Origin of the sequence: Metapseudomonas resinovorans, from assembly GCF_002003485.1 — a bacterium.
GTDB classification, from domain to species: domain Bacteria; phylum Pseudomonadota; class Gammaproteobacteria; order Pseudomonadales; family Pseudomonadaceae; genus Metapseudomonas; species Metapseudomonas resinovorans_D.
Genome location: NZ_BDMA01000070.1, coordinates 14,939 through 30,339, shown reverse-complemented (window position 1 = coordinate 30,339; position 15,401 = coordinate 14,939). Strand labels below are relative to the sequence as shown.

Here is a 15,401-nt window from a genome sequence, read left to right as displayed (position 1 = left end):
GGCAGCATAGCAAGGGCGCGAGCCAAGTTTTTACACGGTCTGGGCCAGAAGCAGTCTTTAGATGCATCGACGAAAGTAGGGGCAATTCACTGATGCTCAGTCACCAGATTTCTTCGAGGCTTCATCTGCACGCAGGTAACGAGTCTGGTTGTACTCAACCTCCTTGGCGTGCTGTCCTCCAACGCAATCATCCGGGTCCAGACGCGCCAGGCATAGGTCATCTGCCGCGATAGTCCTTCTTGAAGTTGTCTCACTCATAGGTTGTGCTGGCCCGGCATCTTCCCGCGCCGGGAACGAATAGAGTTCCGCCCGGGAGAAGAGCGGCAAGCGTGGCGTACGCTCATGCAACTCTCCAAGATCAGCGGGCATTTGGGGCCAGTTAGTTTTATCGCTACAGCTTGAGATGCTCATGGTGCTCTCGATAAGGCCCAGAATACGGCGGGCCGGCTACATGAGCGTTGCAGAGTGCAAGACCTGCGTCGGTGCGCCGCCGCACTCATGCCCGACACCTCGCAAGGCTCATGTTTTGGGCCCTTGCCGCAGTTCGTCGCTCTTTGGTACGCGTGCCGCGTCGTTCGCCTCCTCGACATGGTGGAGTAGCAACTCGCCGGACGTCTTCAAGGACGGCAGCCGTCGAGAGCGACGCTTGCCGGTTATTCGACGCAGGCTGGGATCGATGTGAGTGTGCATGACGACCTCTGGATCGGAGGCGCTGCGGGATGCGGTGCCTTCAACCGATCATTACAGGTCCTCGGCGCCCTCTCGGTGCGCCAGCCCACCGAGGTCTAAGTGGCCCAACGCACCGACCGAGTGCAGCGAGCCTGACACCATGCCTGCAGAACGTAACTCCGCCAGTGAGAAGCCGACATGACCGACGAAAACGATAGTCACACTCCCGATACTCTCGATAGCGCTGTGCAGGAAGCGGTTAGCCCTGCGCACAGACAACGAACTCGCGCCCTCTACCACTTCCTCGACAAGATCGACGCGGTCATCAAGAAGAGATGCGATCTGCTACCAAAACGCCAAGCCGAGAATAAAGCCCCCGGTGAGCAACCTATGCGGCAGGAAATGCAGCAACATCCATGCTTCGACCAGTCCATCACTCCACGTGGTGATGACGAACTCACCGGCCTCGACTCCGTCGGGGTTCCCAAGCGCTGATCCCCCCTTCAGACACTGGCCTTCGCTGCAACGGCCAGGCTCCGCGCGAAATAGCCGGTGCTATGCGCGATGGCGCACCGACCGATCATATCGCCGCTGCCATGCTGGTTCTGATCAGGACTCGCCCGTTCGCGAGTACGCCATCCAATGACTGAGGTCAGACCATGAGCAGGATTCTTGCAGACATCATCAAGGGCAAATGGAGGGAGTTGGTAGGTACTGCCAGGGTCGTCTGGGATGAACTGACCGTAGCCGAATTGATTGGCTCCGAAGGTGACGCCCAGAAACTGGCCAACCTGATCGAGGAGCGTTACGAGATGAGCCATGAAGAAGCCGAGAAGCAAGTGATCAGCTTTTTCGAGAGAAGCCGCACCCTCTAGCTGCGAGCATCACCTGAAGGACTGGCCTCGCAAAGGAGTTCACCATGATCTCTGCATACTTCGTAGTTTCCAGGAGTTCCGGCAACATCATTCGGATCACCCGGCGCGAGCGTCCGCCAGACGATACTCCAACCCTTATCAATGTCCCGGTGTCGAGTTCCAGCTTGATGCGCTATGAAGACTTCTACGCCTCCGGCGAGGATCTGATCAGCCTGCAAAGCGTCACCCGACTGGCCAAGGCCAACAACGCCAAACCTCAGAATTCGTGCCGGATAGTCTGATCCACGATTCGTCCCCAGCCATATCTCCCGGCCTGATACAGCGACGCAAAGCTCACTATGTGCGCTAGCAGACAGACGCCCTCAGACACCCCGCCCAGACTCGACAAAGCCAACTCTGCACAGTACTTGGACGGGGTGAATCCACGATGAATATGTATTGGCCGAAGCGCAGCCAACCTGCGCATCAGGCTGATCTGCTGATGAATGGCAGCGCAGCGGTCGTGCTGGCGGCCTTCCTGCTGTTCTCGGGCCCGCAAGAGCCCTGGCTGGAAGGTTGTGTCCTGGCCATGATCGGCCTGGCGGCATGGGTTCCCACCAAGGCAATGCTGCATCACTACACGCCATGGCCCCAGCAGTCGGGCGTGCGCGCGAGCATCCCGACGCTGCTGACGAACTCCGCGCTGCTCAGTGCGCTCCTGTTGATACCCCTGGCGCTGGCACTGGCCCCCTGGGACGCTGCTGCCTTCGGCATCGGACTACTGTGCAGCTTCCTGCTCGATCGCAGCCGCGACCAGCGGGCCGAACGCTGACACGGCGACAACTACCTCAGGCCTCCGGGATGAACATTCTTCGTGCCCTGGTAACGCTCCGCCCCCCCAGCCTCAACGCCCTCATCTCGAGCTGGCGAACGGCTTTCCGACATTTCGAGTACGAACCCGACTTACGCTCGGACCTTTTCAGCGCGGAACAGATGGAGCAACACGGCCCGCTCTTGGCCGGACTGCACCGACTGAGCCCGCACCGGACCCCGGACGGGCTGCTGCAGCGGCTGGCCGACAACGAGGCGACCCTGGCCAGCAGTTGCCGAATCCTCACCGCCGCCTCGCTGTCCAGCCGGCGTATCACGCCCGCCGGAGAATGGCTGCTGGACAACCACTATCTGATCGAAGAGCAGATCCGCACCGCACGCAAACACCTGCCCAAGGGGTACTGCCGCGAGCTGCCGCACCTGGCCTCCGGCGATTCCGAAGGATTGCCGCGGGTCTATGACATTGCGCTGGAGACCATCTCCCACGGCGATGGGCGGGTGGACTGCGACAGCCTCGGCAGATTCGTCACCGCCTACCAGGCCATGACACCGCTCAAGCTCGGCGAGCTCTGGGCCATTCCCATCATGCTGCGCCTGGCGCTGATCGAGAACTTGCGCCGCGTGGCCTCGCGCGTCATGGCCAACTGGGATGACCGCAACCTGGCCGATGACTGGGCGGACCGGCTAGCCGAGATCGCCGAGCAGGACCCCAAGAGCGTCGTGCTGACAGTGGCGGACATGGCACGCGCCGCGCCACCGATGTCCAGCTCCTTCGTCGCCGAGCTAGCCCGACGGCTGCAAGGCCAGAGTGCAGCCCTGGCCTTGCCGCTGAGCTGGATCGAACAGCACTTGGCCGAGTCGGGGCAGAGCATCGAGCGCCTGGTATCGGCCGATGCCCAGCAGCAAGCCGCGGATCAGGTGGCAGTCAGCAACAGCATTGCCAGCCTGCGCCTGCTGTCAGCCACCAACTGGCGCGATTTCGTCGAGGCAATGAGCCACGTCGAACAGGCATTGCACGAAGACCCGGCCGGTGTATACGGCGCCATGGAATTCGCCACCCGCGACCTCTATCGGCACGTGGTGGAGCACCTGGCCAAGCATTGCGAAAGCACGGAAGTGACCGTAGTCCGCATCGCTCTCGATCTGGCACGACGCGCCCCATCCGCGGAGATCGCCGGCCACGTCGGCTACTACCTCATCGACAAGGGACGGTCTGAACTCGAACAACGCCTGGCCGTACGCCTGACACTCCGGGAGCGCTGGGAGCGCCTGTTGCAGAGCGCCCCCCTGCTCTTCTACCTGGGTCCGGTGGTACTGCTGTCCCTGGGGCTGACCTGGCCCTTCATCAACTGGACGCTAACCAGCGCCCTGCCTTCTTTTGCAACGGCCCTGCTGGCGCTGTCAGCCTTCCTGATGGCGAGCAGGCTGGCGGTCAGCCTGGTGAACTGGCTGGTTACCCTGACCGTGGCTCCGCACCAACTCCCACGCCTGGACTACAGCAAAGGCCTCCCCATCGAGGCACGCACCCTGGTGGTAGTCCCCACCTTGATTGGCAGCGCCAAGGACATCGACGAGCTCTGCGAAGGCCTCGAAGTCCGCTTCCTGGCCAACCGCGACAACAACCTGCATTTCGCCCTGCTGAGCGACTTCCTGGATGCCAGTACCGAGGTCCAGGAACAGGATGCCGAGTTGCAGGCCCTGGCACGGGAACGCATCGAAGCGCTGAACCGCAAGTACCCCGAGGCGGCCGTGGACAGATTCTTCCTGTTCCATCGCGCGCGACGCTGGAACCCTGCCGAAGGCGCCTGGATGGGCTTCGAACGCAAACGCGGCAAGATCTCCGAACTCAACGCCGTACTGCGCGGCACCGGCCTGGAGCGCTTTTCGCTGATAGTGGGAAGGATCGAGGTCCTGCGGCAGGTCAACTACGTCATCACCCTCGACACCGATACCCAGCTACCCCGCGATGCGGCGCGGCAGTTCGTCGGCACCTTGGCACACCCGCTCAACCGGGCCCGTGTCGATCCCCGGGGGCAAGGTCTGATCGGCGGCTACGCCATCCTGCAACCGCGGATTGGCATCAGCCTGCCGAGTACCGCTCGCTCCGCCTATGCCCAGTTGCTCGGCAGCGATGCCGGGGTCGACCCCTATACCCGTGCCGTGTCGGATGTGTACCAGGACCTGTTCCAGCAGGGTTCGTTCATCGGCAAGGGCATCTATGCGGTAGATGCCTTCGAGCAGTCCCTCAACGGCCACTTCCCCGATAACAGCATCCTCAGCCATGACCTGATCGAGGGCTGCTTCGCACGCTCCGGGCTGCTCAGCGACGTGCAGCTCTACGAGGAGTTCCCGTCGCGCTACAGCAGTGACGTGAAGCGCCGCCACCGCTGGATTCGCGGCGACTGGCAACTGCTGCCCTGGACTCTGCCCCGGGCACCAAACGCCCACGGTCGCCACGAGCGCAACAGCCTTTCCGCCCTGTCGCGCTGGAAGATTGTCGATAATCTGCGACGCAGCCTCGAACCCGCCGCATTCCTGTCCATGTTCCTGGCGGGCTGGTTGTTGATGGACCAGCCCCTGGCCTGGACCCTGGCGGTACTGGCCATCGGCATGCTCACGCCGCTGCTCGCCTCACTGCTCGATCTCCTACGCAAGCCCCACGACATGTCATTGGCGCAGCACCTCAGGGCCACCCTGCGCGCTTCCTCCCAGCATTTTTCCCGCGCTTTGCTGAGCCTGGCCTGGTTGCCCCATGAGACCTACTACAGCCTCGACGCCATCCTGCGCACCCTGTGGCGCATGTACGTCAGCAAATCCCGGCTGTTGCAGTGGAGCCCGTCACGAGAAGTTGAGCGAACCAGCACCAACCACCTGAACGGCCTGTACCGGATGATGTGGATCGGCCCGGCGCTGGCCTTGCTGCTCGTGGCACCGCTGGTGATGAACCCCATGGCCCTGGCGTCCGCTTTTCCCCTGTTGTTGCTGTGGCTTGCGAGCCCAGTTATCGCCTGGTGGCTGAGCAGGCCTTCGACGCCCAAGCGTTTTGCCCCATCACTGGGAGACCTGCGTTTTCTGCGCAACCTGGCGCGGCAGACCTGGGCATTCTTCGACCAGCATGTCGGCCCCGAAGACAACTGGCTGCCACCCGACAACCTCCAGGAGCACCCCACCGCCACCCTCGCCCACCGCACGTCACCCACCAACATAGGGGTCGCTATTCTGGCTAACCTGGCCGCCTACGACTTCGGTTACCTGAGCGCTGCGCGCCTGCTGCACCGATGTGAACGGACCCTGGCCACCATGGCGAGCCTCGAACGTCATCGCCGGCACTTCTACAACTGGTACGACACCCTGACCTTGCAGCCTCTGGCCCCGCAATATGTATCGACCGTGGACAGCGGCAACCTGGCGGGCATGTTGCTGACCCTGAGCCCGGGGCTTCTGGCGCTGGCCGACGACTGCCCCTTCCGGTCAAACCAGTTGCGCGGCCTCGAAGACACCCTCGACGTACTGGAGGCCGCCTACTCCGACGATGAACAGGCAAGGCCATCCCTGCGCAGGCTTCGCGTCACGCTGGATGCAGTACTGTCCGAGCCGCCGACATCTCTTGCGGCAGCCTGCGGTTGCTTGCAAGTACTGCGCGACCGCACGGAAGAACTGGCGACGGCCAACGCAGCTGCCCCCGGCAGCGATGCCGCGTTCTGGTTGCAAGCCCTGCGCGCGCAATGTGCGGAGCAGCACGAGCAACTAAGCCTCTGCCTGCTGCCCAGCTCCGACGATGAGGCCGCCGCCGCAAACCTCACGCCCCTGCCCTCCTGGCGCCAGCTCGCCCAACTCGACACTGGGCTGTGGCCGGAAACCCTGCGCGACCGCGTCCTTGCGGTTCGCCGTCATGCAGCTGAACGGATCGGCGATGCCGAGCGCCTGGCGGAAACAGCAGCAGGTCTGGCGAATATGGATTTCGGTTTCCTCTACGACAGCGAGCGCAATCTCTTCTGCATCGGCTACAACGTCGACGAGCGCCGCCAGGATGCCAGCTACTATGACCTGCTCGCGTCCGAGGCACGGCTGAGCACCTTTGTGGCAATCGCCCAGGGCCAATTACCCCAGGCAAGCTGGTTCAGCCTCGGTCGGTTGCTCACCAGTACCCGTGGCGTACCGGTATTGCTGTCCTGGTCCGGCTCGATGTTCGAGTACCTGATGCCGCTGCTGGTGATGCCCAGATACGAAGGCACCCTCCTCGACCAGACTTGCTGCGCCGCCGTCGACCGGCAGATCGAGTATGGCCAGCAACTCGGGCTTCCCTGGGGCGTCTCGGAGTCCGGCTACAACACCGTGGATGCGCACTTCAATTACCAGTACCGGGCCTTCGGGGTGCCTGGCCTGGGGCTCAAACGAGGCCTGGGCGACGACATGGTTGTGGCGCCCTACGCCTCGACACTCGCGTTGCTGGTGGCCCCCGAGCAGGCCTGCCGGAATTTGCAGGTTTTGGCCACACAAGGCCTGGCTGGACGTTACGGCCTGTACGAAGCCATCGACTTCACCCAGGCGCGCCTGCCTCGCGGGCAAAGCTCCGCGGTGGTTCGCTCGTTCATGGCCCACCACCAGGGCATGAGCTTGCTGGCACTGGCCAGCCTCCTGCTGGACCGCCCCATGCAGAAGCGCTTCGAGTCGGATCCGCAGTTCCAGGCGAGCGCATTGCTTCTGCAGGAACGCGTGCCCAGGAGCGCACAGGAATACCAGTACATCCACGACCTCCAGGCCAGCAGCACCGCCACACGCCCCATCGAAAACAGGCTGCGGGTATACGCCGATCCGGGACGCCGACTGCCTGCCGTGCAATTGCTTTCCAATGGTCGCTACCACGTGATGGTCAGCAGCGCCGGCGGCGGTTACAGCCGCTGCCGCGAGCTGGCCGTGACCCGCTGGCACGAGGACGCCACCTGCGACGATTGGGGCATGTTCTGCTACCTGCGCGATATCGCCAGTGGCGAGTTCTGGTCCGTCGCGCATCAGCCGACGCTGAAGCGTCCTGACCACTACGAAGCCATCTTCTCCGACGCCCGCGCTGAGTTCCGCGTTCGCCACCGGGACTTCGACGCGCACAGCGAAATTGTCGTGTCCCCGGAGGATGACATCGAACTGCGGCGAATCACCCTGACCAACCGCGCACGCGCCCGGCGCAGCATCGAGCTCACCAGCTACGCCGAAGTGGTGCTGGCGCCGGCCATCAGCGATGCGCTCCACCGTGCATTCAGCAACCTCTTCGTGCAGACCGAATTGCTCAAGCCGTTGCAGGCGATCCTCTGCACGCGTCGGCCGCGTTCGAGCGAGGAACAGGCGCCCTGGTTCTGCCACCTGATGGCGGTCCATGGAGCAGACCTCGATAGCATTTCCTACGAGACCGACCGCGCGCGCTTCATTGGTCGAGGTCGCGACCTGGTTCACCCGGCGGCCATGGATGCCGGCGCGGAAGTACTGGATGGAGCCTCCGGCTCGGTGCTCGACCCTATTGTCGCGATCCGCTGCCGCGTCACACTCGATGCGGGCCAGGCCGTCACCATCGACCTGATCAGCGGCATCAGCGAAAGCCGCGAGGGCTGCCTGCAACTGATAGACAAATACCGTGACCGCCACCTCGCCGACCGGGTCTTCGACCTCGCCTGGACCCACAGCCAGGTGCAGCTGCGCCAGCTCAACGCTTCCTTGGCCGACGCCTGGCTCTACGAGCAGATGGCCGCCTCCATCCTCTACGCCAATGCTGCGCTGAGGGCGAAGAACGGCGCCCTGACCAGCAATCAGCGCAACCAAACCGGCCTGTGGGGCCAGGCGATTTCCGGTGACCTGCCGATCGTGCTGGTGCAGATCGCCGATGCGGTCAACATCGAGCTGGTGCGCCAGTTGGTTCAGGCTCATGCCTATTGGCGGCAAAAGGGCCTGGCGGTAGATCTGGTGATCTGGAACGAAGACAGCGCCGGATACCGGCAGCAGCTGCAAGACCTGATCATGGGCCTGATCACCTCCGGCGCCGAAGCCAGCCTGATCGACCGATCGGGCGGGATTTTCGTACGGCCCGCGCAACAGCTCTCGCAGGAAGATCGCACCCTGATCAAGGCGGTTGCGCGGATCATCCTCAGCGACACAGCCGGCACCTTGCACGACCAGATCCTTCGCCGGCAGCCCAAGGCGCCGTGGCCGCGCTTCGACCCCGACCTCATACTCCCGCCGGCACAGCCTCCGATACCGGCGGCCGGCGCTGCCGATCCTGCCCTGTGCCTGGCCAACGCCTATGGCGGCTTCAGTCGCGACGGCAGCGAGTACGTGCTCAAGCTGGAACCCGGTGTCGCCACCCCGGCCCCTTGGGTGAATGTGCTGGCGAATCCGCTGTTCGGCACCGTCATCTCGGAAAGCGGAAGCGCCTACACCTGGAACCTGAACGCCCATGAATTCCGCCTGACGCCGTGGCAGAACGATGCGGTCCGTGATGCCAGTGGCGAGGCCCTTTACCTGCGCGACGATGAAACCGGCCACTACTGGTCAGCCACCCCCTTGCCCAGGCACGGCAACACCCCATACGTAATACGCCACGGCTTCGGCTACAGCTGCTTCGAGCATCGCGAAGAAGGTATCGAAAGCGAACTCTGGGTCTACGTGGCACTCGACACGCCGATCAAGTACTCCCTGCTGAAAGTCCGCAACCTGTCCGGGCGCCCTCGCAAGCTGTCCATCACCGGCTATGTCGAATGGGTGTTGGGCGATCTGCGGGACAAGACGGCGATGCATCTGGTCACTGAGGTCCACGACGGCACTGGCGCGCTGCTCGCGCGCAATCCCTATTCGATGGAGTTCTCGGGGCGGGTAGCCTTCTTCGCGATGGACCCGCCGAGCCGCAGCCACACCACAGACCGCAGCGAGTTCATTGGTCGAAACGGCAACCTCCAGGCGCCGGCCGCGATGGCGCAGGGGCAGCTCCTCGGGCACTGTGGTGGCGGCCTCGATCCCTGCGCGGCCCTCCAGGCCGGTATCGATCTCGCCCCTGGAGCCTCACGTGAGCTGGTGTTCTGCCTGGGCGCCGAGCAAGACACCGGAGCCGCCGTGGGCCTTCTGCGCAACGCCCTCAGCCGTGGCGCGGCCCAGGCAGCCTTGCAGTCGGTACGCGAGCACTGGCGCGAAACCCTGGGCCAAGTGCGCGTGGAAACGGCGGAGCCCGCGGTAGATCTGGTGCTCAACGGCTGGCTGTTGTACCAGGTCATTGCCTCGCGCTTCCTGGCGCGTAGCGGTTATTACCAGTCTGGCGGCGCCTACGGCTTCCGTGACCAACTGCAGGACAGCATGGCCATGTTGCACACGGCCCCGCAAAGCGCACGCCAGCACCTGCTACTTTGCGCCGCCCATCAGTTCCTGGAAGGCGATGTGCAGCACTGGTGGCACCCGCCTCTCGACCGAGGCGTACGCACGCGCTGCTCGGACGACTACCTGTGGCTGCCCCTGGCTGTCAGCCGTTATGTGCAACTGACCGGCGACCGGACCGTGCTCGACGAGCCGGTAAGCTACCTCGAAGGACGGGAACTGAATGCCGGCGAGGAGTCCTACTACGACCTGCCGGAGCGCTCGACGCTGCGGGAAAGCCTTTACCAGCATTGCCTGCGGGCCCTGGAGCGCGGAATGGCCCGAGGCACCCACGGCCTGCCGCTGATAGGCAGCGGTGACTGGAACGACGGCATGAACCGGATCGGCGTCCTGGGTCAGGGCGAAAGCGTGTGGCTGGGCTTCTTCCAGCACGCGGTGCTGGAGCAGTTCGCGGCCATTGCACTGGATCATGGCGATGCCGCCTTTTCCGTACGCTGCAACGAACAGGCCGCGGAACTGCGCGCAAACCTCGAGCACCACGGCTGGGATGGCGCCTGGTATCGACGGGCCTACTTCGACGATGGCTCCGCCCTGGGTTCGGCCTCCAACGACGAATGCCGAATCGACTCCATTGCCCAGAGCTGGTCAGTGCTTTCGGGCGTAGCCTCATGCGAGCGGCGGCGCCAGGCAATGGACTCGCTGTTCGAGCACCTGGTGCGCCGCGATTCCCGCCTGATCCTGCTGCTTACTCCACCTTTCGACCGTTCACTGCCCGACCCAGGCTACATCAAGGGCTATGTCCCCGGTGTGCGTGAGAACGGTGGCCAGTACACCCATGCGGCGGTCTGGGCGAGCATGGCCTTCGCCGAGATGGGCGACGCCGCGCGGGCCTGGGAGCTGCTGGACATGATCAACCCCGTGAGCCACGGGCTCGCTGACGCCATCGAGACTTACAAGGTCGAGCCCTACGTACTTGCGGCCGATGTCTATGCCATGGCCCCGCACGAAGGTCGCGGCGGATGGAGCTGGTATACCGGCGCCGCCGGCTGGATGTATCGACTCATCCTCGAGTCACTGCTTGGCGTGCAACGCGAAGGCGCGAGCCTGCGCTTCGAGCCCGTGTTGCCGGCAGGTTGGCGGGGCTACCAATTGCGCTACCGATTCGGTTCGACGCCGTACCACATCAACCTTGTGCAGACCGACAGCGTAGCGGGCGGCCAGCAGGTCACCCTCGATGGAGAAAGGCTCGAAGATCGTCGTGTGCCTCTGGTGGACGATGGTCAGGATCACCATGTCAAAGTCCACTGCCAACCTTGTGGACTGGAGCAACCGCGAGCCTGGCCCAAGGATAGGATTGCGCAAATGCCGGGGCACGGGGACGGCGCAGCATGATGCCCCACCGGGCTCCATGCTTCTCGGTCATAAACGTCGCCCCTGAATGAACTGGAGCACGAACAGCACAATCGCCACGACCAGAAGGATATGGATGAGTCCACCCATGGAGTAGGAGGTGACCAGTCCCAGCAACCACAGAACTAACAACACGACCGCAAGGGTTCGGAGCATTTCAGTTCTCCTTTTGCAACTCGGCAGGGATCTGCCTACTCACATGTTGCATCCGGAGTCAGGAGCAGTCTGTATGGAAACGCACGCAAATGTGCACGGCTCGCGGCCTGCAACAGCCGGACACTGGCGCCCCCTGCTGCGGCTGACCAGTGCTGTATCAGCGATACAGACCGATGCCGCTAGAAGCGGCTTACGAATTATTGGCAGGCAATGCATAGGGCAGAAGACGGTCGGTTTCTTTCTTCACCACGGCATAACATTCGCAACTCAACTCCTCGAGCTTGGGGCGGTCGAGCACCGTGATATGCCCACGGCTGTACTCGATCACGCCAAGCTTCTGCAGCTTGCCGGCGGCGTCCGTGACGCCTTCGCGGCGCACACCGAGCATGTTGGCGATCAGTTCCTGGGTCATCGTCAGGTGGTTGCTCGGCAGGCGGTCCAATGACAGCAGCAACCAGCGGCACAGTTGCTGGTCGATCGAATGGTGCCGGTTGCAGACCGCCGTCTGCGCCATTTGGGTGATCAGCGCCTGGGTATAACGCAGCATCAGAAGCAGCAGTTCACCGTGGCGATTCACCTCGGCTTTCAGTTGATGCCCTTGCAGCCGGTAAGCGCGGCCGGCGCTCTGCACTATGGCTCGGCTCGGGGTGCTTTCCCCGCCCATGAACACCGCCAGGCCAATCATCCCTTCGTTGCCGACCACCGAGATTTCCGCCGAGGAGCCGTTTTCCATCACATAGAGCAGGGAAACGATCGAGTTGGTGGGGAAATAGACATGGCGCAGGCTGTCCCCCGACTCATACAAGACCTTGCCGAGGGGCAGCGGCACCAGTTCGAGCTGCGGGATCAGGCGTTGCTGCACGTCCACCGGCAAGGCAGCGAGCAGGTGGTTCTGCAAGGGTGAGGGCGTGTCCGGCATAGGGGTCACCATTGAACCGAGTACCTGAAAGAGGCCCTGTCTTTGTAACGATACGCCAACGGGGCAGCCACTGGGTGAACTACCCGATGCAGGGTACTCGATGATCGGCTTTCCTGCTTCGAGCATGCAGCCAGCCGCTGTTTCCGGGGGTGACCGACTAGCGACAACCCCTGGTCCGATTTACCGACAAAGGCAAGTAATTGCCGGCCAGAGGGTAGATAGTGGGCTTCTACCCACCTCACTATCAGGTCGAGGTCATCATGAAACGAGACTTCCCCGGGCACATTGCATGGAGCGAAGCACGTATGAACGGTGACCATGCCCTGGCATTCGTTGCAGTAAGGTCGCGCAGCCCGGACACACAACCGAGCTTTCACTTGGTCTATGACCGAATCAGCTTTGCTCGCCTCGCTGATGCGATCACCGCCGCCGAAGGCGCGCTGAACAAGATCCTGCGCTTCGACGCACGGGACGCGCCCGTGTTCAGCTCACCGGAGTGCTGACCAATGCGGTCGGCGCTGATCCGCCAGCACCTGGCAACCTTGAAGGCCAACGCCAATTTTATCAGCGTGGCCGTTGTGGACTCTATGGCTGACCCATAGCTGCCGAGGCCACGTTTCCACAGCCCGCCCGTGCGGGCTTTTTTCTGCGGCATCGTGTTCCGGACCGGTCTGGGTCGTGTGATTTTTCGAGATCACTGCATGGCGACGTTTCGGCTTGAGCCCGCGGCATCAATAGCGCTGATTGCTCTCCACCCTGCGCCATGGGTGCGATGGCGTACATACCGGAGCACGCAGACGGCACAGAATGAGGTAAATGCAGAGCGGCCTTGGCTGCAGCAGGTGCAGGCAATGAACGGGCTGTACGACTCGACCTTGTTCCAGCGCATCGACGCGCAGTGCCAACCACTGCTGCGCTACCTCCACAAACTCACGGGCGTCCGCTATGCGGCGGTCTCCGAGGCGGGCGGTATCTATGAGCTCAGCCCGATCCATGGCGAGCGCAAGCATGCCAGCCAGGAACAGCTGGCCAACACCGAAATTTGGCAAAAGCTGGTTTGAGCAACGGGAATCGACTGATAGAGCCGCATCGGTGCGCCAACGCACAGACATGCGCTCTGGTAGCCGACAAGGTCATTCCTCCGGTCGCTGCAATTGTGCGCGAGTGGGGCACACACAAGGCATCACCGATCTCGATGCCCATGGAGCAAGCTCATGAACAAAGATCAATTCAGAGGCAAGGTCGATCAGTTGAAGTGCCAGATCAAGGAAGCCACTGACAAGCTTTACGGTAACCAACGGCTGGAAAACGAAGGCAAAGCGCAAAATGCCGCCGGTGATATCCAGGAGAAGGTGGGTAATATCAAGGAGGACATCAAGAAGGGGCCTTGATCCGTTTTCATGATTGGCTCCCCGTCTCTGGCGCTGCCTTCGTTCCCTTACGCAGGGCGCTCCAGGGAAAGGGCCAGCCAACCTTTCTGCAATTGGAGGTACCCATGAACCATGAGGAAAACAAGGCCCGCCACGAAAACGATGAAGCCAGACCCGTCACTCGAACCGGGCCTGGTCCTGAACTGATGGGCGCGGACACGCTCATCGGGAACGATGTCTACAACCTCGCGGGAGATGACCTCGGGGTAATCAAGGAAATCATGCTGGATATGCGTAGTGGCCGAGTCATCTATGCGGTGTTGTCCTTCAAATCCTTCCTGGGCCTGGGTGAAAAACTCTTCGCCGTGCCCTGGAGGGCGTTGACGCTGGATACCGAGCACAAGTGTTTCACGCTCGATGTCGACCGGTATCGGCTCAAGGACGCCCCCGGATTCGACAAGAGCCAGTGGCCTGACATGGCCGACCAGCGCTGGCAAATGCAGATCAGCCGTTTCTACGGAAATACGGGGTGGGAGTGAACGGCATGATCCCGCGTGGAGGGGCCTCTTTGCCTGCGGCTCATTCGCGCTGTCTCAGCCTGGACCGGACGATTACCAGCGCGATCGATAGAAGCAGAAGGATATGGATGAGTCCCCCCATGTAGAACGATGTGAGTAGTCCCACCGCCCACAGAACCAACAAGCCGATTACGACAACTTCGAACATTTCCGTCTCCTGCTGCGGCCTGGCAACGACCGGCCTCCTTGCAGGTTGCATCCGAGCTGAAGGGACGGTCTGTACGGTAACGCACTCAATACAGGCAGTTCATCACCCCAGACAGACCGGGCGGACTACGCCCCCGTAGCGCTCGACCCGGCAGCGCCCTCGACCGCAATCAATCCGGCTTGCGTGCACTAACGAACAGACCGCCATCACCACTGAGCGCGAGAGTGCAGCATGAGAAAACTCAACGGCCTTCTCACATTCCCAAGGACTTCCGTGAGCTGCAAGATAACCGGGAGGCGACCACAGTGACCAACCATATTCTCAGTGGCATCCCGAGCAGAGAGCGCAACAGGGTCCTCAATCATTGCGAATCGGTAGAGCTGGTCTTCGGTAGCGTTCTTTGCAAGACGGACCAGCCGTACAGCCACGCCTACTTCCCGCTTACCGGTTTCATCTCACTGGTGACCCTTCTGGATGCCCATCGGCCGCTGGAAATGGGCCTGATCGGCAGCGAAGGCATGCTGGGTGTCACGCTCATACTGGGGGTTCGCAAGGCGCCAATCCGTGCAGTAGTGCAAGGTGCAGGAAACGCCCTGCGCATCACTTCAACCCACCTGCTGCGCGAATTGCACGAGTGCCCCGAGCTGCAACGTAGCTTGAATCGCTACCTCTACGTATTGATGGCGCAACTGTCGCAAACGGCAGCCTGCATCCACTTTCATGAGATCCAGCCACGGCTGGCGCGCTGGCTTCTGATGACCCACGATCGAGCGCAGGCCGACCACTTCCATCTCACCCATGAGTTTCTCGCCGACATGCTCGGCGTGCGTCGGAGTGGCATTACCGTGGCCGCAGGGGAGCTACAGCAAAAACACCTCATCCGATACACCCGCGGCGAGATCACCATTCTCGATCGTGCCGGGCTCGAAGCAGCTGCCTGCGAATGCTACGGCGCAGTGACGGACTGCTACAGCAAACTGCTTGGCTGAAAGCCCTCCGTCTTCTTGCCGAGTGGTCCAGCAGGCAGCTATTGGCCGGGAGCACTCGTTCAAGATGGACACTCAACTGACAGAACCAGCAGCCAGAAACTGCCAAAAACGGCCCGTCGTGAGCGGC

Annotated in this window: 14 protein-coding genes; 10 read left to right on the top strand and 4 right to left on the bottom strand. The window is 62.4% G+C overall.

What is annotated here, in order from left to right:
- Positions 1-96: 96 nt before the first annotated feature.
- Entirely contained in the window at positions 97-411 is a 315-nt protein-coding gene (locus MnOB_RS28890; protein WP_158713837.1) for a hypothetical protein, read from the bottom strand.
- Between the two features lie 456 nt (positions 412-867).
- Here MnOB_RS28890 and MnOB_RS19810 point away from each other — a divergent pair, with 456 nt between their 5' ends.
- The 5 genes from MnOB_RS19810 to MnOB_RS19790 all read left to right on the top strand — a co-directional run bounded on the left by MnOB_RS19810 (position 868) and on the right by MnOB_RS19790 (position 11,096).
- Positions 868-1,164: a hypothetical protein gene (locus tag MnOB_RS19810; RefSeq protein ID WP_077525949.1), complete on the top strand. Its 297-nt coding sequence runs from the start codon at positions 868-870 to the stop codon at positions 1,162-1,164.
- 164 nt (positions 1,165-1,328) lie between these two features.
- Positions 1,329-1,544 carry a CsbD family protein gene (locus tag MnOB_RS19805; RefSeq protein ID WP_077525948.1) on the top strand — a complete coding sequence of 72 codons (216 nt, stop codon included), beginning with the start codon at positions 1,329-1,331 and terminating at the stop codon, positions 1,542-1,544.
- A gap of 44 nt (positions 1,545-1,588) precedes the next feature.
- Positions 1,589-1,825, top strand: a complete 237-nt coding sequence (locus MnOB_RS19800; RefSeq protein WP_077525947.1) for a hypothetical protein — start codon at positions 1,589-1,591, stop codon at positions 1,823-1,825.
- 146 nt (positions 1,826-1,971) lie between these two features.
- Positions 1,972-2,355, top strand: a complete 384-nt coding sequence (locus MnOB_RS19795) for a hypothetical protein (RefSeq protein WP_158713836.1) — start codon at positions 1,972-1,974, stop codon at positions 2,353-2,355.
- A gap of 29 nt (positions 2,356-2,384) precedes the next feature.
- Entirely contained in the window at positions 2,385-11,096 is an 8,712-nt protein-coding gene (locus MnOB_RS19790) for a glycoside hydrolase family 94 protein (RefSeq protein ID WP_077525945.1), read from the top strand.
- A 27-nt stretch (positions 11,097-11,123) separates the two neighbouring features.
- Here the strand turns inward: MnOB_RS19790 and MnOB_RS28645 are convergent, their stop codons facing one another.
- A complete protein-coding gene (locus MnOB_RS28645) occupies positions 11,124-11,270 on the bottom strand; it encodes a lmo0937 family membrane protein (protein ID WP_107504108.1) in 147 nt (48 codons plus the stop codon).
- A 190-nt stretch (positions 11,271-11,460) separates the two neighbouring features.
- Positions 11,461-12,189: a Crp/Fnr family transcriptional regulator gene (locus MnOB_RS19785; RefSeq protein ID WP_077525944.1), complete on the bottom strand. Its 729-nt coding sequence runs from the start codon at positions 12,187-12,189 to the stop codon at positions 11,461-11,463.
- A 260-nt stretch (positions 12,190-12,449) separates the two neighbouring features.
- Here MnOB_RS19785 and MnOB_RS19780 point away from each other — a divergent pair, with 260 nt between their 5' ends.
- The 4 genes from MnOB_RS19780 (at position 12,450) to MnOB_RS19765 (ending at position 14,098) form a co-directional block, all read left to right on the top strand.
- The gene (locus MnOB_RS19780; protein ID WP_077525951.1) at positions 12,450-12,692 is read left to right on the top strand and encodes a hypothetical protein; all 243 of its coding nucleotides are present in this window, start codon (positions 12,450-12,452) and stop codon (positions 12,690-12,692) included.
- A 348-nt stretch (positions 12,693-13,040) separates the two neighbouring features.
- Complete coding sequence (locus tag MnOB_RS19775) at positions 13,041-13,250, top strand: hypothetical protein (protein ID WP_077525943.1); 210 nt, start codon at positions 13,041-13,043, stop codon at positions 13,248-13,250.
- A gap of 153 nt (positions 13,251-13,403) precedes the next feature.
- Entirely contained in the window at positions 13,404-13,580 is a 177-nt protein-coding gene (locus MnOB_RS19770) for a CsbD family protein (protein ID WP_077525942.1), read from the top strand.
- Positions 13,581-13,684: 104 nt separating this feature from the next.
- Positions 13,685-14,098 (top strand): PRC-barrel domain-containing protein, encoded by a 414-nt coding sequence (locus tag MnOB_RS19765; protein WP_077525950.1) that lies wholly within the window; start codon positions 13,685-13,687, stop codon positions 14,096-14,098.
- 40 nt (positions 14,099-14,138) lie between these two features.
- Here the strand turns inward: MnOB_RS19765 and MnOB_RS28640 are convergent, their stop codons facing one another.
- Complete coding sequence (locus MnOB_RS28640) at positions 14,139-14,285, bottom strand: lmo0937 family membrane protein (RefSeq protein WP_107504107.1); 147 nt, start codon at positions 14,283-14,285, stop codon at positions 14,139-14,141.
- 305 nt (positions 14,286-14,590) lie between these two features.
- On the opposite strand from MnOB_RS28640, the gene MnOB_RS19760 reads away from it, so the two are divergent.
- Positions 14,591-15,274: a Crp/Fnr family transcriptional regulator gene (locus MnOB_RS19760; protein WP_077525941.1), complete on the top strand. Its 684-nt coding sequence runs from the start codon at positions 14,591-14,593 to the stop codon at positions 15,272-15,274.
- Positions 15,275-15,401: the final 127 nt, after the last annotated feature.